The organism is Allochromatium vinosum DSM 180 (genome assembly GCF_000025485.1).
Classification (GTDB): Bacteria; Pseudomonadota; Gammaproteobacteria; order Chromatiales; family Chromatiaceae; genus Thermochromatium; species Thermochromatium vinosum.
Genome location: NC_013851.1, coordinates 1,164,138 through 1,181,488 on the forward strand (window position 1 = coordinate 1,164,138; position 17,351 = coordinate 1,181,488).

16 protein-coding genes are annotated in these 17,351 nt (G+C 65.3%); 9 read left to right on the forward strand and 7 right to left on the reverse strand.

Annotated elements, in window-relative coordinates:
• Positions 1–141: 141 nt before the first annotated feature.
• Complete coding sequence (locus tag ALVIN_RS05060; protein WP_012970235.1) at positions 142–738, forward strand: EF-hand domain-containing protein; 597 nt, start codon at positions 142–144, stop codon at positions 736–738.
• On the opposite strand, the gene ALVIN_RS05065 is transcribed toward ALVIN_RS05060, so the two are convergent.
• The 3 genes from ALVIN_RS05065 to grxC are packed head-to-tail and all read right to left on the reverse strand — an operon-like array spanning position 724 to position 2,301.
• Complete coding sequence (locus ALVIN_RS05065; protein WP_012970236.1) at positions 724–1,605, reverse strand: SDR family NAD(P)-dependent oxidoreductase; 882 nt, start codon at positions 1,603–1,605, stop codon at positions 724–726. The genes ALVIN_RS05060 and ALVIN_RS05065 overlap by 15 nt on opposite strands.
• A 20-nt stretch (positions 1,606–1,625) precedes the next feature.
• Positions 1,626–2,042 carry an RNA-binding S4 domain-containing protein gene (locus ALVIN_RS05070; RefSeq protein ID WP_012970237.1) on the reverse strand — a complete coding sequence of 139 codons (417 nt, stop codon included), beginning with the start codon at positions 2,040–2,042 and terminating at the stop codon, positions 1,626–1,628.
• Positions 2,035–2,301, reverse strand: a complete 267-nt coding sequence (grxC, locus tag ALVIN_RS05075; protein WP_012970238.1) for a glutaredoxin 3 — start codon at positions 2,299–2,301, stop codon at positions 2,035–2,037. Before grxC ends, ALVIN_RS05070 begins: the two co-directional genes overlap by 8 nt.
• Before the next feature lie 110 nt (positions 2,302–2,411).
• Here grxC and pepN point away from each other — a divergent pair, with 110 nt between their 5' ends.
• The 8 genes from pepN to ALVIN_RS05115 all read left to right on the forward strand — a co-directional run bounded on the left by pepN (position 2,412) and on the right by ALVIN_RS05115 (position 13,500).
• Positions 2,412–5,048, forward strand: coding sequence for an aminopeptidase N (gene pepN / locus ALVIN_RS05080; protein ID WP_012970239.1), 2,637 nt, complete (start codon positions 2,412–2,414; stop codon positions 5,046–5,048).
• Positions 5,045–6,187, forward strand: a complete 1,143-nt coding sequence (gene lptF / locus ALVIN_RS05085) for an LPS export ABC transporter permease LptF (RefSeq protein WP_012970240.1) — start codon at positions 5,045–5,047, stop codon at positions 6,185–6,187. Before pepN ends, lptF begins: the two co-directional genes overlap by 4 nt.
• An 85-nt stretch (positions 6,188–6,272) precedes the next feature.
• Complete coding sequence (gene purF / locus ALVIN_RS05090; RefSeq protein ID WP_012970241.1) at positions 6,273–7,787, forward strand: amidophosphoribosyltransferase; 1,515 nt, start codon at positions 6,273–6,275, stop codon at positions 7,785–7,787.
• The gene (locus tag ALVIN_RS05095) at positions 7,765–9,018 is read left to right on the forward strand and encodes an O-succinylhomoserine sulfhydrylase (protein ID WP_012970242.1); all 1,254 of its coding nucleotides are present in this window, start codon (positions 7,765–7,767) and stop codon (positions 9,016–9,018) included. The genes purF and ALVIN_RS05095 overlap by 23 nt, the downstream gene beginning before the upstream one ends.
• A 46-nt stretch (positions 9,019–9,064) precedes the next feature.
• Positions 9,065–9,706, forward strand: a complete 642-nt coding sequence (locus tag ALVIN_RS05100) for a vWA domain-containing protein (protein ID WP_012970243.1) — start codon at positions 9,065–9,067, stop codon at positions 9,704–9,706.
• A gap of 22 nt (positions 9,707–9,728) precedes the next feature.
• On the forward strand, positions 9,729–10,784 hold the full coding sequence (locus ALVIN_RS05105) for a TerY-C metal binding domain-containing protein (RefSeq protein WP_012970244.1): 1,056 nt from the start codon (positions 9,729–9,731) through the stop codon (positions 10,782–10,784).
• 5 nt (positions 10,785–10,789) lie between these two features.
• Positions 10,790–11,998: a PP2C family serine/threonine-protein phosphatase gene (locus ALVIN_RS05110; RefSeq protein ID WP_012970245.1), complete on the forward strand. Its 1,209-nt coding sequence runs from the start codon at positions 10,790–10,792 to the stop codon at positions 11,996–11,998.
• A gap of 2 nt (positions 11,999–12,000) precedes the next feature.
• Positions 12,001–13,500: a helix-hairpin-helix domain-containing protein gene (locus ALVIN_RS05115; protein ID WP_012970246.1), complete on the forward strand. Its 1,500-nt coding sequence runs from the start codon at positions 12,001–12,003 to the stop codon at positions 13,498–13,500.
• A 16-nt stretch (positions 13,501–13,516) separates the two neighbouring features.
• Here ALVIN_RS05115 and ALVIN_RS05120 read toward each other — a convergent pair whose 3' ends face one another.
• The 4 genes from ALVIN_RS05120 to ALVIN_RS05135 all read right to left on the reverse strand — a co-directional run bounded on the left by ALVIN_RS05120 (position 13,517) and on the right by ALVIN_RS05135 (position 17,315).
• Complete coding sequence (locus ALVIN_RS05120) at positions 13,517–13,816, reverse strand: HigA family addiction module antitoxin (RefSeq protein ID WP_012970247.1); 300 nt, start codon at positions 13,814–13,816, stop codon at positions 13,517–13,519.
• A 13-nt stretch (positions 13,817–13,829) separates the two neighbouring features.
• Positions 13,830–14,111 (reverse strand): type II toxin-antitoxin system RelE/ParE family toxin, encoded by a 282-nt coding sequence (locus tag ALVIN_RS05125; protein ID WP_012970248.1) that lies wholly within the window; start codon positions 14,109–14,111, stop codon positions 13,830–13,832.
• A gap of 114 nt (positions 14,112–14,225) precedes the next feature.
• Positions 14,226–16,595 carry a phosphoketolase family protein gene (locus ALVIN_RS05130; protein WP_012970249.1) on the reverse strand — a complete coding sequence of 790 codons (2,370 nt, stop codon included), beginning with the start codon at positions 16,593–16,595 and terminating at the stop codon, positions 14,226–14,228.
• A gap of 96 nt (positions 16,596–16,691) precedes the next feature.
• Entirely contained in the window at positions 16,692–17,315 is a 624-nt protein-coding gene (locus ALVIN_RS05135) for a LysE family translocator (protein WP_012970250.1), read from the reverse strand.
• Positions 17,316–17,351: the final 36 nt, after the last annotated feature.

Here is a 17,351-nt window from a genome sequence, read left to right on the forward strand (position 1 = left end):
CCGAGCATGGGTCCAGCGATGCCATACAAGCTGGCCCGCCGCTTGCTCCAGTGAGACACGAACCGCCCCGGAGCTGGACGATCACACCGATCATCCCCCTGTGGGCCATCGTGGATCTTGAGCCGTCGGGAGTTTGACAAGATGAGTATCAGCACGATCACGAGCAGCGTTGGTGATATCGGCTCCAGGCTCTACGGAGCCGCGAGCGCCATCACACGCGACTATGAGGAGCGCACCGCAACCCTGGAGCAGGTCTTCTCGAAGCTGGACACGGAGGGCAAGGGCTATCTCGATGCCGGCGACTTCGAGACAGCCTTCGAGGCGCTGGGTCTGGGCGATTCGGAAGAAGAGTCCGACGAAAATTTGACGCTTCCAGGTGTCGAGGACGTAGTCGCCGCGCTCGACATGGACGGCGACGGCAAGGTCAGCTCGGGCGATCTCACCGAGGGGGTGCGCTCGCTGACCGACAGTCTCTCGTTTCTGCAAGGGCGTGCCGAGGTGCTGGGCGCCGAGGCGATGAAGTTTACGCAGACGTTCAACAGTCAGCTTGCCGACGAGGAGGCTGAGACGCAGCAAGCCACAGAAGCCGCCGCGACAGCCAGCGCCGAGTCCGTCAGCCGCGAACAGTCCACCCGGCCCGACCTGTTCGTGATGCGGCGCGTCATGCAGCTCATGGACGCCTATGGCTCGTCCTATCGTTCCAGCGAATCCAGCGAGTCGCTCTCACTGGTGGCTTGATGTGTCCCCAAGTCCCGTGGCCGCCAGACTCAGCGTCCAGACACGCCGGTTCAGTTCGGGATCGCGTGCCTGGGCCGGAGCCTGGATCGGCCGCCCATTCCAGAGATAGGCGCCGGCGACCTGCGCCACGGAGTCGTCGAAGACCAGCCGCAGGACGCCCTGCGCGGCGCGTTCGGGAGTGGGCAGTGCCCAGCCGAGCAGCCGGTCGACCAGCCGCCAGAACAGTCCCTGAGCGCCATCCGTGCCGCCGAGATTGGAGCGGAAGACGCCCGGAAAGACACAGTTGACCCGCACGCCGCTTCCGGCGAGCCGCCGCGCCAGCTCGAAGGTGAAATGCAGGTTGCCGAGCTTGGATTGACCATAGGCCGCCATCATCCGATAGGGACGCCGCTCCCAGTTCCAGTCGTCGAGATCCAGCGCGGTGTTCATGCGCGTGCCGACGTTGATGATCTGTGCCGGCGCGCTGGCGGTGAGGCGGTCGAGTAGCCGGTGAGTCAGCAGGAAAGGCGCCAGATGATTGACGGCCAGGGCGCGTTCGATTCCGTCCGGACTTAGGCGCCGCTCGCGAAAGGCGGTGCCGGCATTGTTGACCAGCAGATGCAGGGCGCCGAATTGCTGCAGCACGGATTCGGCCAGGGCGCGCACTTCGGCCTGACTGGCCAGATCGGCGACGAAGAGTTGCAGATGAGGATTGCCGGTGGCGGACCGGATCTCGGCCAGGGCGGCTTCGCCGCGCGCCCGATCCCGCGCGACCAGACCCACGCGCCAGCCGGCGGCGGACAATCCCTGTGCGATGGCGCGGCCCAGGCCGGAGTTGGCACCCGTTACCAGGGCCGTCCTGATGTCGCTGAAGGCGTCGTTGTTCATGGCGCGACCCGTGCCCCGGCTCAGCCGACCGAGTCGCCGTGTTCGGTGAAGCGCTGGATCTGGCGACGATCGCGCTTGGTGGGGCGGCCCTTGCTGTCGGGGATCGCCGAACCGAGTTCGCGCCGCTCGCGCACCAGCGCCTGACGCCTGAGCCGGCTGGTTTCGGACTCGGCATAGAGCAGGGCGGCTTCGGCGGCTGGGCGGCGCTGCGTGTTGATCGCCAGCACCTCGATCTCCCAGCTCAGGCTATCCTTGTGGATCTCCAGCCGGCTGCCGGGACGGATGACGCGGCTGGGCTTGACGCGCTGGCCGTCGACATGGACCTTGCCGCCGTTGATGGCCTCGATGGCCAGCTGACGGGTCTTGAAAAAGCGCGCCGCCCACAGCCATTTGTCGATCCGGATGGCGTCGGCCGGATCGGCGGTGCGCTCAGTCATCGGTGTCGAGTCCGAGGCGTTCGTCGAGTTCGCCCTCCATGTCGAGCAGCGCCATGTCGTCATAGCCGCCGACGTGGAAGTCGTCGATGAAGATCTGCGGCACCGTGTGCCGGCCGCTGCGCTCGACCATCTCGGCCATGCGTGTGCGGTCGTGATCGACCGGGATCTCGGCGAAGTCGACGCCCTTGCGCCTGAGCAGACGCCGCGCGCGGTCGCAGTAGGGGCAGGTTTGGGTCGTGTAGACAGTGACCTGTGGCATGGTTTCCGAACTATTGCGAAGATTGACCTTGGTGTGCGAGCTTCACCCCTGGCTCCGCTTCAGTCAAGTCGTGTCGTTCACACTTCCTTCTCAGACGCTCAGGTTGCACCATGTATCGCGAAACCCCGCATCCCATCTACCTCAAGGATTACCGTCCGCCCGAGTTCCTGATCGACCAGGTGGAGCTGCGCTTCGAACTCGATCCCGAGTGCACGCGCGTCGAATCGCGGTTATCACTGCGGCGCCATCCGGCGGCGACCCGTGGGGATGGCCACCTGCGTCTGCATGGCGAGCAGTTGAAGCTGACGCAGGTGGCCATCGATGGGCACGTCCTGACGCCCGCCGAGTATCGGGTCGACGGCGAGGGGCTGACGCTGCATCGGGTGCCCGACCGCTTCACCCTGGAGACCCGGGTCGAGATCCATCCCAACCTCAACACCGCACTCGAAGGGCTCTATCAGTCCGGCGACCTGCTCTGCACCCAGTGCGAGGCCGAGGGTTTCCGGCGCATCACCTATTTCCTCGACCGCCCGGACGTGATGGCGCGCTACACCACCACGCTCATCGCCGACCGGACGCGCTTCCCCGTACTCCTGTCCAACGGCAACCCGATCGCGCGCGCCGAACTTCCCGACGGTCGCCACAGCGTCACCTGGGACGATCCCTTCCCCAAGCCGAGCTATCTGTTCGCCCTGGTCGCCGGCGATCTGAGCCTGATCGAGGACGGCTTCGTCACCGCTTCGGGACGGGACGTGAAGCTCCAGATCTTCGTCGAGCCGCACAATCTCGACAAGGGCGATCACGCCATGCGTTCGCTAAAGAAGGCGATGCGCTGGGACGAGGAGCGTTTCGGGCGCGAGTACGATCTGGATATCTACATGATCGTCGCCGTCAGCCACTTCAACATGGGCGCGATGGAGAACAAGGGACTCAACATCTTCAACGACAAGTTCGTGCTCGCCCGTCCCGACACCGCGACCGATGCTGATTTCGACGGCATCGAGAGCGTCATCGCGCACGAGTATTTCCACAACTGGACCGGCAACCGCATCACCTGCCGCGACTGGTTCCAGTTGAGCCTGAAGGAAGGCTTCACCGTCTATCGCGATCAGGAGTTCTCGTCCGATGTCGGCTCGCGTGCCGTCAAGCGCATCGCGGACGTGCGGACGCTGCGCGCGCACCAGTTCCCCGAGGACGCCGGCCCGCTGGCTCATCCGGTACGTCCCGACTCCTATATCGAGATCAACAACTTCTACACCACCACCGTCTATGACAAGGGCGCCGAGGTGGTGCGGATGCAAGCCGCGCTGCTCGGTCGCGAGACATTCAGGCGCGCGACCGATCTCTATTTCGAGCGCCACGACGGTCAGGCTGTCACCACCGAGGACTTCGTGCGCTGCATGGAGGACGCCAGCGGGCGCGATCTGGCCCAGTTCCGGCGCTGGTACGAGCAGGCCGGCACGCCTGAGCTGCACATCCGGGGCGAGTACGACGCGGCGGCCGGCACCTATACCCTGAGCGTGCGCCAGGAGACGCCGCCGACACCGGGTCAGCCGGTCAAGCCGCCCTTCCATATTCCGCTGGCCATCGGGCTGCTCAGCGCTGATGGGCACGACCTGCCGTTGCGGCTGGCCGACGAGTCCGAACCGCCGACGCCCGGCACGCGCCTGCTGGAGCTGACCGAACCCGAGCACCGCTTCACGTTCACTGGCCTGAGCGAACGCCCGGTGCCCTCGCTGCTGCGCGGCTTCTCGGCGCCGGTACGGGTGCATGACGACCTGATCGACGCCGACCGGATGTTCCTCATGGCCCACGACAGCGACGGCTTCAACCGCTGGGACGCCGCTCAGACGCTGCACGAGCGTCTGCTGCTGGCGCTGACGGACGATGCCGCGCATCCCATCCCCGAGGACTACATCGCCGCCTGCCGGCGCGCCCTGTGCGACGCGAGCGCCGATCGGGCGCTGCTCGCCGAGGTGCTGACCCTGCCGAGCGAGACCTATCTGAGCGACCGCATGACCGTGGTCGACGTCGACGGGCTCCATCGCGCCCATCGTCAGTTGACGCGCCATATCGGCGAGCGGCTGCGTGCCGATCTGCTCGCCGTCTATCGGGCCAATGCCGAGACCGGACCCTATGTCTTCAGCCCCGAAGCGGTCGGCCGGCGCGCGCTCAAGAATCTGGCGCTGACCTATCTGGTGCACGCCGGTGACGAGGAGGGACGCGATCTCTGTCGTGAACAGTTCGAGGCCGCACACAACATGACCGACGTCATGGCCGCCCTGCGACTGCTGGCCGAGCCGGGCGGGGTGGGCGCGGATGCCGCACTCGACGCCTTCCATCGGCGTTGGTCGGGTGAGTCGCTGGTGCTCGACAAGTGGTTTGCGGTCCAAGCTGCGGCTCCGCGCCCGGACGCCCTGGAACGGGTCATGGCGCTCCTGAGACATCCGGACTACAGCGCGCGCAACCCCAACCGGGTGCGCGCGCTGGTCAGCACTTTCAGCAACGTCAATCAGGTCCGCTTCCATGCCGCTGACGGGGCCGGCTATCGCTTCCTGGTCGATCGGGTGCTGGAACTCGATCCGGTCAATCCGCTGCTGGCCGCGCGGCTGCTCAAGCCGCTGGTGCGCTGGCGCCGGTTCGATCCGGAACGCCAGTCGCTGATGCGGGCCGAGCTGGAGCGCGTGCTGGGTGGCCGTGAGCTGTCGTCCGACGTCTTCGAGGTCGTCTCCAAGGCGCTGGCATGATCGGTACCCGCCCCCTGCTCGGTCTGCTCGACCGCTATCTGCTGCGCGAGGCCGCCCAGGTCTTCCTGGCCATCGTACTGGTGCTGGTGCTGATCCTCGCCAGCCTGATGTTCCTGCGCACCCTGGAGGAAGTGAACCTCGGCGGTCTGGGCGTGGACGTGGTCTTTCGCTATCTGAGCCTCCAGATCCAGCGCGATATATCCAGTCTGCTGCCCCCGGCGTTCTTCCTGGCGATCCTGGTGACGCTGGCGCGTTTCGCACGCGACAGCGAGCTGATCGCCATGCAGGCCTGTGGCGTGGGTCCGCCGCGGCTCTATCGCACCTTTCTGTTGCTGGCCGTTCCGGTGGCGTTCGTCACCGGCTGGGTCGCACTCGATCTCAAGCCGCATGCGGCGGCCGGCATCCAGCAGATCCGGCTTCAGCAGAAAGAGCAGGCCGCGCAGATCGCCGGACTTCAGGCCGGCCGCTTCTATGTCGAGGAGCAGGGCAAGGTCGTGGTCTATATCGGCGAGATCGACCAGCACAAGTTGCTCGGTGATGTGTTCGTACTCGATCGACGCGGGGAGAAGACGCGCTTGGTGGTGAGTGACTCCGGGCGCCATCGGATCGAGGAATCCACGGGCGATCATCTGGTGACCCTGACTCAGGGCCATCGCTTCGATGGTCAAGCCGGCTCCGGTGCCTATCTGATCGGTGACTTCGAACGCTACGAGATCCGGCTCGCTGACGCGGGGTCCGCGCCGCACGCCTTCAACAAGCGCGCGACCATTCCGACTCCGGATCTGATGCACTCGGACGAACTGGCCGACCGTGTGGAACTGGAGCACCGGCTTGCCGCGCCGCTCTCCATCCTGACCCTGGCGGTGCTGGCCATCCCCCTGGTCGATCCCTCGCCGCGCCAGCGCACCACCGGGCGTATGCTGCTGGCGTTGCTGGCCTATTTCAGTTTCTTCAACCTGCAACGGCTTGCCGAAAGCTGGATGGCCGCCGGAGTCACGCCCGCGTGGCTCGGCAGCCTCTGGTATCAATTGGCGATCCTGGTGTTCGTGCATCTCATGCTGCTGCCCGAGAACTTTTGGTTCAAACGGCTGAGCCGGTGTTTGTGGGGCGATCGCCACGGGTGTATCAAGCCATCTTGATGGCATCGGCGGGCTTCGGTTAATCTGCACGGTCCCCAATCACCCGCGCTGGCTCGCCCCAATGGCGCGGCCGAGGCTTTAATTCATGTGTGGAATCGTCGGAATCGTCGGCCAGGCTCCGGTCAACCAATCACTCTATGACGCGCTGCTCGTCCTGCAGCATCGCGGCCAGGACGCCGCCGGGATCGTCACCTGCGAAGGCGGCAAGCTCCATCTGCGCAAGGACAACGGTCTGGCGCGCGACGTGTTCCAGACCAAGCACATGCTGCGCCTGCGCGGCAACATGGGCGTGGGACACGTGCGCTATCCGACCGCCGGAGCCTCCAGCTCGGCCGAGGCCCAGCCCTTCTACGTCAACTCGCCCCACGGCATCGTGCTCGCCCACAACGGCAATCTGACCAATGCCGAGGAACTCAAGCGAGACCTGATCGTCGAGGATCTGCGTCATCTCAACACCGAGTCCGATTCCGAGATCCTGCTCAACATCCTCGCCCACGAGTTGCAGATCCAGGGCCGGTTGCGCATCGACGAACAGGACATCTTCCGTGCCGTGGCCGGTGTTCACCGGCGCTGTCGCGGCGGCTACGCGGCCGTGGCCATGATCCCCGGCTTCGGTGTCTTCGCCTTCCGCGATCCTCACGGCATTCGACCGCTGGTCTATGGCCGGCGCGAGACGCCCGAGGGGGCCGAGTACATGATCGCCTCCGAGAGCGTCGCGCTCGACACCAGCGGCTTCGATCTGGTGTCCGATGTCGCACCGGGCGAGACGGTGCTGATCACGCTCGACGGTCAGCTCCACACCCGTCAGTGCGCCGCCAATCCGGTGCTCTCGCCCTGCATCTTCGAATTCGTCTACTTCGCCCGTCCCGATTCCATCATCGACAACATCTCGGTGCACAAGGCGCGTTCGCGCATGGGCAAGAAGCTGGCGGCCAAGATCAAGCGCGAGTGGCCCAACCACGACATCGACGTGGTGATCCCGATCCCGGACACCAGCCGCACCGCCGCGCTGCAATTGGCCAATCAACTCGGCGTTCACTATGCCGAGGGTTTCATCAAGAACCGCTACATCGGCCGCACCTTCATCATGCCGGGCCAGAAGGTGCGCAAGCGCTCGGTGCGCCAGAAGCTCAATGCCATCGACCTGGAGTTCCGCCGGAAGAACGTGCTGCTGGTCGACGACTCCATCGTGCGCGGCACCACCTCGCAGCAGATCATCCAGATGGCGCGTGATGCCGGCGCCAATCGCGTCTATTTCGCCTCGGCCGCGCCGCCGGTGCGCTTCCCCAACGTCTATGGCATCGACATGCCGGCGGCCAGCGAGCTGATCGCCCATGGCCGCACCGAGGACGAGGTGGCGCGCGAGCTGGGTACGGACCGGCTGATCTTCCAGGATCTGGAGGATCTCATCGACGCGGTGCAGAAAAAGGGCAAGTCGCACGTCGACCGCTTCGACACCTCGGTGTTCGACGGTCAGTATGTGACGGGTGACGTGACGCCCGAATACCTCCAGGCGCTCGAAGATCGCCGTAACGATGGCGCCAAGGAGCAGCGCGCCGCCCGCAGCGAGAGCATCCTTGACCTCCACAACTCCAACTGATCCAGCGCCGGACGATTGGGACGGCGCGGAGGACGCGCCCGGATTCGCCACGCGCGCCATCCGCGTCGGGCATCGGCGTACCGGGGAGAGCGAGCACAGCGAGCCGATCTTCGCCACCTCCAGTTTCGTCTTCGCCAGTGCCGCCGAGGCCGCTGCGCGCTTTGCCGGCGAGCAGGCCGGCAACATCTATTCGCGTTTCACCAATCCCACTGTGCGGGCTTTCGAGGAGCGGTTGGCGGCACTGGAAGGTGGTGAGTCCTGCGTGGCCACGGCCTCGGGCATGGCGGCGATCCTGTCCGTCTGTCTGGGGCTGCTCAAGACGGGCGACCGGATTCTGGCCGCGCGCAGTCTGTTCGGCAGCACCACCATGCTGTTCGACAAGTATCTGGCGCGGTTCGGCATCCGGACCGACTATGTGCCGCTGAGCGATCTGTCGGCCTGGGAGACGGCGCTGGAGCGCGACGGCGAGCGGCGCACGCGGCTGCTCTTCTGCGAGACGCCATCCAATCCGCTCACCGAGATGGTCGATCTGCGCCAACTGGCCGCGCTCGCCCATCGGCATGGTGCGCTGCTGGTGGTCGACAACTGTTTCTGCACTCCGGCGCTGCAACGTCCGCTCGCACTCGGCGCCGACATCGTGGTGCATTCGGCGACCAAGTATCTCGATGGCCAGGGGCGCTGTGTCGGCGGGGCCGTGGTGGGGGACCGCAAGCGGGTCGGCGAGGAGGTCTACGGCGTGCTGCGCACCGCCGGCCCGACCCTGAGTCCCTTCAATGCCTGGATCTTTCTCAAGGGACTGGAGACGCTGGAATTGCGGATGCTGGCTCAGTCGCGTGCCGCAGCGGAGCTGGCCGAATGGTTGCAGAGGCAGCCGGCGGTCGAGCGCGTCCATTATCCGGGACTGGCGAACCATCCCCAGCATCATCTGGTCGGATCGCAGCAACGCACCGGCGGAGCGATCGTCGCTTTCGCGGTGCGCGGCGGTCGCGAGGCGGCCTGGCGGGTGATCGACGCGACGCGACTGCTGTCGATCACGGCCAATCTGGGCGACGTCAAGACCACCATCACCCATCCGGCGACCACCACCCACGGTCGTCTCACGCCCGAGCAGCGCGCCGAGACCGGAATCGGCGAGGGGCTGATCCGGTTGGCGGTCGGCCTGGAAGATCCGGCCGATATTCGAGCCGACCTCGAGTATGGACTGAACCTTCCGAACCACCAGGTCGAGTGACCCAAGCGTTACGTCCGAATCCTGAACCCTGCCCGAGGAGGCCATGATGAGCGTCAGACGACTCCCGGTCTACATCCTGCTCGATACCTCCGGCTCCATGCGCGGCGAACCCATCCATTCGGTGAACGTCGGTCTGCAAGCGATGCTGAGCGCCCTGCGCCAGGACCCCTATGCGCTGGAGAGCGTGCATCTGTCCATCATCACCTTCGACGTCGAGGCGCGCGAATATCTGCCGCTGACGCCCCTGGATCAGGTCCAACTCGGCGAGATCCAGGTGCCGTCCTCGGGGGCGACCTTTCTCGGCGCGGCGCTGGAGCTGCTGATCCGGCATGTCGATCGCGACGTCAGGAAGAGCACCGGCGAGTCCAAGGGCGACTGGCGGCCGCTGCTCTTCGTCATGACCGACGGCAGCCCGTCGGATCTGCACGACTACCGTCAGGCGATCCCCGAGATCCACAGACGTCATTTCGGTTCCATCGTGGCCTGTGCCGCCGGTCCCAAGGCCAAGGACGAGGCGCTGCGCGAACTGACCGATCGGGTGGTGCGGCTCGACACCCTGGACGCGGCGGCCTTCTCGGGGTTCTTCAAATGGGTCTCGGCCAGTGTCGCGGTCGGGTCGAGCAGTACGGGACTGGAGGGGCCAGTGGCTTTGCCGCCGCCGCCGGCCGAGGTGCAGCTCGTCTTGTAGAACTGACAAAGGGGGTCAGGTCATGCGCCGCTTACCCGTGTTCTTCCTGCTGGACTGCTCGGAATCCATGGTCGGAGACAATCTCCGCAAGATGGAGGAGGGGTTGCAGGCGGTCGTGCAGTCACTGCGCGCCGATCCGCATGCGCTCGAAACCGTGCACATTTCAGTCATCGCTTTCGCCGGGTTCGCCAAGACCATCGTGCCGCTGGTCGAGCTGTTCTCCTTCTATCCGCCCCGGCTGCCGCTGGGCGGCGGAACCAGCCTGGGGGCGGCGCTCGATGCGCTCATGAGCGAGATCGACCGCTCGGTGGTCAAGACCACGCCCGAGCGCAAGGGCGACTGGCGGCCGATCGTCTATCTGTTCACCGATGGGCATCCGACCGATGATCCGGAGCCGGCGATCGAGCGCTGGCGGGCGCGCTATGCCGGGTCGGCGACCCTGATCGCGGTCGGCATGGGCGGGGATGCGGATTTTTCGGCGCTGAAGCGCCTGACCGATCAGGTCATCCGCTTCGATGAGGTGCGCGCGGGCGACTACAAGCAGTTCGTCGACTGGGTGAGCGCCTCGGTGCTGGCGCGCAGCCAGCGTCTCGGTGAGGCGCTCGATCAGACCATCGAGCTGTCGCTCGACAAGCGTGTGCTCAGTCTGGTGAAGGAGGCGCCGCCGCCGACACGCGCCGATGAATCCTGCGTGACCCTGGTCGGACGCTGCCAGAGGACGCGCAAGCCCTACATCATGAAGTACGAGCGGGAGCGTCAGCATCTGGGCACCAGCGAGTTCCAGTTCGAGGTGGCGCTGTACCGGCTCGCCGGCTGCTATCCGCTCGACGAGTCCTATTTCGACTGGACCGATCCGCGCACCGGCGATCTCAAGGTCAACACCTCCGAACTCATGGGCGCGCCCGGTTGTCCGCATTGCGGCAATGCCACAGCTTTCGCCCTGTGCGGCTGCGGCAAGCTGCTGTGCATCGACGGACCGGGCCAGGCGGTCTGTCCCTGGTGCGAGCAGGTCGTGGCCTTCGCGGCGGGGCGGGCGTCCGATGACGGTGGTTTCGATGTCGGGCGCGGTCAGGGCTGAACGGCATGAGCGCACAGGACACAACGACCCGGATCAGCTTCTACGTGCCCAATGCCAGGGTCGGTGTCGAATATGCCGCCAGGATCGAAGCGCGGGGTATCGAGGGTCAGACGCTCATCGTCCAGGAGGTCGAGATCCCGGCGGGATTCGGACTGCGCTTCGACCCCGGCAGCGGCGAGTTGCGCGGTACACCGCTGACGGCCGGCGACCATCGTCTGCCACTGCGCTGGAGTTCGGGCAAGGGCGCCGGCCATTCGGGTGAGTGTCTGCTGATCGTCAACCCCGATCCCCGGAGTCTGTGGCGGGTCGTCGAGCCGCCCGAGGACGCGCCCTATCGCAAACCGCACACCGATAGCCGTCTGCTCCAGGCCGAGGAGGCCGGCCTGATCGCCGCCAGCCGTCGCGGGCGCTCGCACGAGCACGCCGGCCGCTTTCGTGAAGACGATTACCGCATCGCACTGGATGCCGAGAACGGCTGGAGCCTGCTGATCGTGGCCGATGGCGCGGGCAGTGCTCGGTTCTCGCGCGAAGGCTCCAGACTGGCCGTCACGATCGCTGGTGAGCATCTGCTGTCCAGTCTTCGAGGCGATCAGGGTGCACATCTGAACGCCGTCCTGGCCAATTGGGACACCGAGCCGGATGCCAGCGCCAAGACCTTGGGCTCGGCGTTTCAGGATCGCTTCCATGAGGCGGCGAACCGCGCCATCCAGGCGATCGAGCAGGAGGCCGCGACGCGCAGCGCCCAGCCTCGCGACTATGCCACCACCCTGCTGGCCGCCGTCGTCAGACGCCAGGGCCAGGCAACCTTCGTGGCCAGCTTCTGGATGGGCGACGGCGCCATCGCCGCTTATGGTCCACGCGGTCGGGTACGGCTGATGGGGCGGCCGGACAGCGGCGAGTTCGCCGGTCAGACCCGCTTCCTCGACCGCGCCGCGCTCGCCGATCAGAGCTTCGCCCGGCGTATCGGTCTGGGCTGTTTCCAGGATCTGACCGCCGTGCTGCTCATGACCGACGGCGTCTCCGACCCGCGTTTCGAGACCGACAGCGGACTGGCCGATCCGGGCCGCTGGGACGCCCTTTGGGACGAGCTCGCCCCGGTCCTGGATGCCGCCGAACCGGATCGGGCGCTCGTCGACTGGCTGGGCTTCTTCTCGCCGGGCGACCATGACGACCGCACCCTCGCTCTGTACTGGTTGAAGACGAAGGAGGACTGAACATGGCCAGCGTCATCACCTGCCGCACGCTCGACGGTCAGCGGCTGGAGTTCGTCGATGAGGTCATCGGTTCGGGCGCGATGAAGGAGGTCTATTTCGCCCCCGATCGCTCCTATGTGGTCGCCTTCTACAAATCGCTTCCGGATCAGGCCGCGCGTGAGCGTCTGGAGATGATCACCGGCCAGTATCGCGACAACATCTTCGGGCAGGCCGGCGGCGACTACTGGCGCGACCTCTTCTGCTGGCCGACGGCGATGCTGGAACACGATGGCCGGTTCGGGCTGGTCGCGCCGGCCTACCCGCGTCATTTCTTCTTCGAGCACGGCTCGCGCAATGACGACATGCTCAAGATCCGGGGTCGCGAGAAGGAGGGCAAATGGTTCGCGGCGGCCAATCTGCGCCACCGCTTCATGGACCCGCGCGAGCTGGGCGACTGGCTCGGTCATCTCCGCGCCTGTCTGCGGCTGGCGCGCGCCGTGCGCCGGCTGCACATGGCCGGGCTGGCGCACTCGGACCTGTCCTACAAGAACGTCCTGATCGATCCTTCACGCGGGCTGGCCTGCGTCATCGACGTCGACGGTCTGGTGGTGCCGGGCAAGTATCCGCCCGATGTGGTCGGCACGCCGGATTTCATCGCCCCGGAAGTGGTCATGACCAGCCATCTGCCCAAGACCGATCCGGCGCGTCATCTGCCCCGACGCGAGACCGACCTGCACGCCCTGGCAGTGCTGATCTACATGTACCTGCTCTACCGCCATCCGCTGCGCGGCGGCCAGGTCCACGACCTCGACGACGAGCAGCATGACGAGACGCTGTCGATGGGCCAGCACGCGCTCTTCGTCGAGCATCCGCACGACCCGCGCAACCGCATCCGGCTGGCCGATGTCCGGTCGACCGAACTGCCCTGGGCCGATACCGAGGCGCGGCCCTATCGACTCACCGGCCCCTATCTGGCACGGCTGTTCGAGCAGGCGTTCATCGACGGGCTGCACGATCCGGTGCGCCGCCCCTCGGCCAACGACTGGGAGACGGCGCTGGTCAAGACGGTCGATCTGGTGCAGCCCTGCCACAATCCCGACTGCGAGCAGAAGTGGTATGTGTTCGACAACAGCACGCGCCCGGCCTGTCCCTTCTGCGGCACGCCTTTCCACGGTCGGCTGCCGATCCTCAACCTCTATTCCTCACGCGAGGAAGGGCGCTTCCGGCCGGATGACCACCGTCTCATGGTCTGGACCGGCCAGTCGCTGTTCCCCTGGCATGCCAATGCCCTGATCGCCCCCAACGAGAAGCTCACCGAAGACCAGAAACGGCGTGTCGGCTATTTCGTCCTCCAGGGTGGGCGCTGGTGGCTGGTCAACGAGGGTCTGCCGGATCTGCTGGACGTTTCCACCCGGACGGCGGTTCCGATCGGCGGCCGGCTCGAACTCCAGGATGGCCAGCAGATCCTGCTGGCCAAGGGCGAGGGCGGGCGGTTGATCGTGGTGCAGATGGTCGAGGCGTGAGACACTGACCCTATCGTCAAGCCGCCAAATCGATCGGCTTGATCTTCTCAAGTGCGTCTCCGAGTGCATCCTTCGCGCACTCCAGTTCATAGCGCTGTTGCAGGTTCATCCATAGATCGACGGAAGTGCCAAAGACACGCGCCAAGCGCAGCGCTGTTTCCGCCGACACACCGCGACGTTCGCGCACGATTTCATTGATACGCGCCGGAGTCACGCCCATAGCGCGCGCCAGAGCATTGCAGGACAGTCCCAGCGGCTGCATGAACTCCTCGCGCAGAATCTCGCCGGGATGGATGGGGGGCAGCTTTTCGGTCATGACGATCACACCTCTAGTGATAATCGACGATCTCTACATCCGTGGGACCATCGGCCGTCCAGACGAAGCACAGGCGCCACTGGTCATTGATGCGCAGACTGTGCTGACCGGCCCGATCGCCGCGCAAGACTTCCAGACGATTGCCGGGCGGCACACGCAGGTCGGACAGGTCGCGGGCCGCATCCAAATAACTCAGCTTACGCCGCGCCTGGCTCTCGATATTCACGAAGCGCTTGACACGTCGGCGCTCGAACAAGCACCGCGTGTCAGCGCATTTGAATGACTGGATCGACATATCTTGATCGTATATCGATAACCGATATGTCGCAATGGCGTTGATATCAAAAAGCCATTTTCGATCACGAGGCAGATCTTCGTCATCAGATAGACCCGACTGCCTACTCCTGGCTCAGAATGGCCACACCCACTCATCCACATCCGGCTTGTCGATGCCGTGCTCATAGGCATAGTTGCGGCACTCGATCTGCTGGTCGCGCAGCGTTTCCTTCACATGCGCCCCGGCCACCTGGAGCCGCGGCACGCGGTTGATGACGTCGATCGCCAGACTGAAGCGGTCGATCTCATTGCTGATCGCCAGTTCGAGCGGCGTGTTGATGTTGCCCTTTTCCTTGTAGCCGCGCACATGCAGGTTCTTGTGATTGGTGCGCCGATAGGCCAGTCGATGAATCAGCCAGGGGTAGCCGTGGAAGTTGAAGATGATCGGACGGTCCTTGGTGAAGAGACTGTCGAAATCCGCGTCCGACAACCCATGCGGATGCTCGCCCGCCGGCTGGAGCTTGAACAGATCCACGACGTTGATGAAGCGGATCTTGATGTCGGGGAAATGCTCGCGCAGCAGAGCCGTGGCCGCCAGCGCCTCCTTGGTCGGGATGTCGCCGCAGCCGGCCATCACCACATCGGGTTCGGCGCCCTGATCGTTGCTCGCCCACTCCCAGATGCCGATGCCCTTGGTGCAGTGCTTGATGGCCGCATCCATGTCGAGATACTGCAAGTGGCTCTGCTTGTCGGCGACGATGACATTGATGTCGTCGCGGCTCTGGAGGCAGTGGTTGACGGTCGAGAGCAGGGTGTTCACATCCGGCGGCAGATAGATGCGCGTGACCTCGGGGTTCTTGTTGACGACGACATCGAGGAACCCCGGATCCTGGTGGGTGAATCCGTTGTGATCCTGACGCCAGACGGTCGAGGTGATGAGCAGATTGAGCGAGGAGATGCGCGCGCGCCAGGGGATGTCCTCGCAGATCGACAGCCACTTGGCGTGCTGGTTGTACATGCTGTCGATGACATGGACGAAGGCTTCATAGGTGGCGAAGAAACCGTGACGCCCGGTCAGCACATAGCCCTCGTACCAGCCTTCCAGGGTGTGCTCGGAGAGCATTTCGAGCACGCGCCCGTCGGGTGAGAGTTCGCCGCCGTCGGCATCCTCGGGCTTGTAGTCGCACAGCCAGAGTTTTTTGCTGACCTCATAGACCGCATCGAGCTTGTTGGAGCTGTTCTCATCCGGGCCGAAGACGCGGAAGTTGTCCAGGTTGCGCGCCATCACATCGCGCAGTAGCGCGCCGGTCGGCTTGGTGTTCATGGCGCGCGCGGTGCCGGGCTTGTCGACCCGGATGGCATAGTCGCGGAAATCCGGCATCCGCAGCGCGCGGCGGATCAGTCCGCCGTTGGCGTGCGGGCTGGCGCTCATGCGTTTGGTTCCTTGGGGCGCGAGCGCCTTGAGTTCGGGGATCAGCCGTCCCTGGGCGTCGAACAGCTCTTCGGGTCTGTAACTGCGCAGCCAGTCTTCGAGCTGCTTGAGGTGTTCCGGATTGTCGTGCATCCCCGAGAGCGGCACCTGATGCGCGCGCCAGAACCCCTCGACCTTGTGCCCATCGACCTCGGACGGGCCGGTCCAGCCCTTGGGCGTGCGCAAGACGATCATCGGCCAGTGGGCGCGTGTGGCCTCACCGCTTGCGCGCGCGGCGTGCTGGATGGCGCGGATCTGGTCGTGACAGGCGTCCAGCGTCGCCGCCATGGTCTGATGCAGGGTCAGCGGATCGTCGCCCGCGACGAAATGCGGCGTCCAGCCATAGCCGCGCATGAGACTGGCCAGCTCCTCGTCGGGGATGCGCGAGAGCAGGGTCGGATTGTTGATCTTGTAGCCGTTGAGATGCAGGATCGGCAGCACCGCGCCGTCGCGGATGGGATTCAGGAACTTGCTCGAATGCCAGGAGGTGGCCAGCGGCCCGGTCTCGGCCTCGCCGTCGCCGACCGCCACCGCGACCAGCAGGTCCGGATTGTCGAAGGCCGCGCCGAAGGCATGCGAGATCGAGTAGCCCAGCTCGCCGCCCTCGTGGATCGATCCGGGCGTCTCGGGCGTGCAGTGCGAGCCGATGCCGCCGGGGAAGGAGAACTGCTTGAAGAACGCCTTCAGGCCCTCCTCGTCCTCGCTCTTGTTGGGATAGATCTCGGAGTAGGTGCCTTCCAGATAGACCGGCGCCAGCACGCCCGGTGCGCCATGACCGGGACCGGCGAGAAAGATCGCGTCCTGATCGCGCTCGCGGATGATCCGGTTGAGATGCACATACATGAACGAGAGCCCGGGACTCGCGCCCCAATGGCCCAGGAGCCGCTGTTTGATGTGCTCCGGCTTGAGCGGTTCGCGCAACAGCGGATTGTCGCGCAGATAGATCATGCCCACGGCCAGATAGTTGCAGGCGCGCCAGTAGGCGTCGATCCGGTCGAGCTGCTCGGGTGTGAGCGGGGTGGCGGTCGTCATCGGCTGTCTCCTCCTGTGCCAGGGTTGCTTCGGAACACGATACAGAGCGATTGTGAACGTCTGACGGTCATCCGCCCCGATCGTTCAATCGATTTTTCAGCCGTCGATCCAGCCGAGCCAGACGCCTCCTTCATACATGAGCACCAGCCCCAGGATCATCAGCATCAGACCCAATCCACGCAGGGTGTAGAGATAGACAGGCCTGCTCATGAAGGCACGCGACCGCCCGACCAGCAACGCCAGCGCGATCTTCGCGCCGACCAACAGGGCATAGAAGCTGATCAGGAACACCAGGAGCGCGCCCGGACTCTGGCTCATGGCCTTGGCCATGATGGGCGCGCCGACGCTCGACCAGAACAGATAGGGATGCGGACTGAGCAGATTGGCCAGCATCCCCTTGGTCAGCGAACGTGAGGCCGGCGCCTCACCATCGAGTCGGACCCCTTGAGTACCGAGCGTGCGCCAGCCCAGAAACGACACGAAGCCGCCGCCAGCCAGTGACAGCACCCCGAGCACGCCATCGAGTTCCGCGAGCCGTGACAGGAGCGCCAGGGTCAGCAGGATGAGCGGTGCGTCGGTGAGTAGCGGCGCGATGGCCACCTTCATTCCGGCGCGTGCGCCATGCTGGAGCGTCTCCGAGATGACGAGCGTGAGCACGGGACCGGGCGCGAGTCCGGCAGACAGGCCCAGCACGATTCCAAGCACCAGAAAGCTCAGCATCCCGAGTCAGACCATCCCGTCCAGACGAACACCGAC

Bases quoted from the DNA above. Each gene is read 5' to 3' on its own strand.
- ALVIN_RS05110 (WP_012970245.1), top strand. From the start codon at position 10,790: ATGAGCGCACAGGACACAACGACCCGGATCAGCTTCTACGTGCCCAAT.
- ALVIN_RS05065 (WP_012970236.1), bottom strand. From the start codon at position 1,605: ATGAACAACGACGCCTTCAGCGACATCAGGACGGCCCTGGTAACGGGT.
- ALVIN_RS05105 (WP_012970244.1), top strand. From the start codon at position 9,729: ATGCGCCGCTTACCCGTGTTCTTCCTGCTGGACTGCTCGGAATCCATG.
- ALVIN_RS05060 (WP_012970235.1), top strand. From the start codon at position 142: ATGAGTATCAGCACGATCACGAGCAGCGTTGGTGATATCGGCTCCAGG.
- lptF (WP_012970240.1), top strand. From the start codon at position 5,045: ATGATCGGTACCCGCCCCCTGCTCGGTCTGCTCGACCGCTATCTGCTG.
- purF (WP_012970241.1), top strand. From the start codon at position 6,273: ATGTGTGGAATCGTCGGAATCGTCGGCCAGGCTCCGGTCAACCAATCA.
- grxC (WP_012970238.1), bottom strand. From the start codon at position 2,301: ATGCCACAGGTCACTGTCTACACGACCCAAACCTGCCCCTACTGCGAC.
- ALVIN_RS05100 (WP_012970243.1), top strand. From the start codon at position 9,065: ATGAGCGTCAGACGACTCCCGGTCTACATCCTGCTCGATACCTCCGGC.
- ALVIN_RS05130 (WP_012970249.1), bottom strand. From the start codon at position 16,595: ATGACGACCGCCACCCCGCTCACACCCGAGCAGCTCGACCGGATCGAC.
- ALVIN_RS05135 (WP_012970250.1), bottom strand. From the start codon at position 17,315: ATGCTGAGCTTTCTGGTGCTTGGAATCGTGCTGGGCCTGTCTGCCGGA.
- ALVIN_RS05070 (WP_012970237.1), bottom strand. From the start codon at position 2,042: ATGACTGAGCGCACCGCCGATCCGGCCGACGCCATCCGGATCGACAAA.
- ALVIN_RS05125 (WP_012970248.1), bottom strand. From the start codon at position 14,111: ATGTCGATCCAGTCATTCAAATGCGCTGACACGCGGTGCTTGTTCGAG.
- pepN (WP_012970239.1), top strand. From the start codon at position 2,412: ATGTATCGCGAAACCCCGCATCCCATCTACCTCAAGGATTACCGTCCG.
- ALVIN_RS05115 (WP_012970246.1), top strand. From the start codon at position 12,001: ATGGCCAGCGTCATCACCTGCCGCACGCTCGACGGTCAGCGGCTGGAG.
- ALVIN_RS05120 (WP_012970247.1), bottom strand. From the start codon at position 13,816: ATGACCGAAAAGCTGCCCCCCATCCATCCCGGCGAGATTCTGCGCGAG.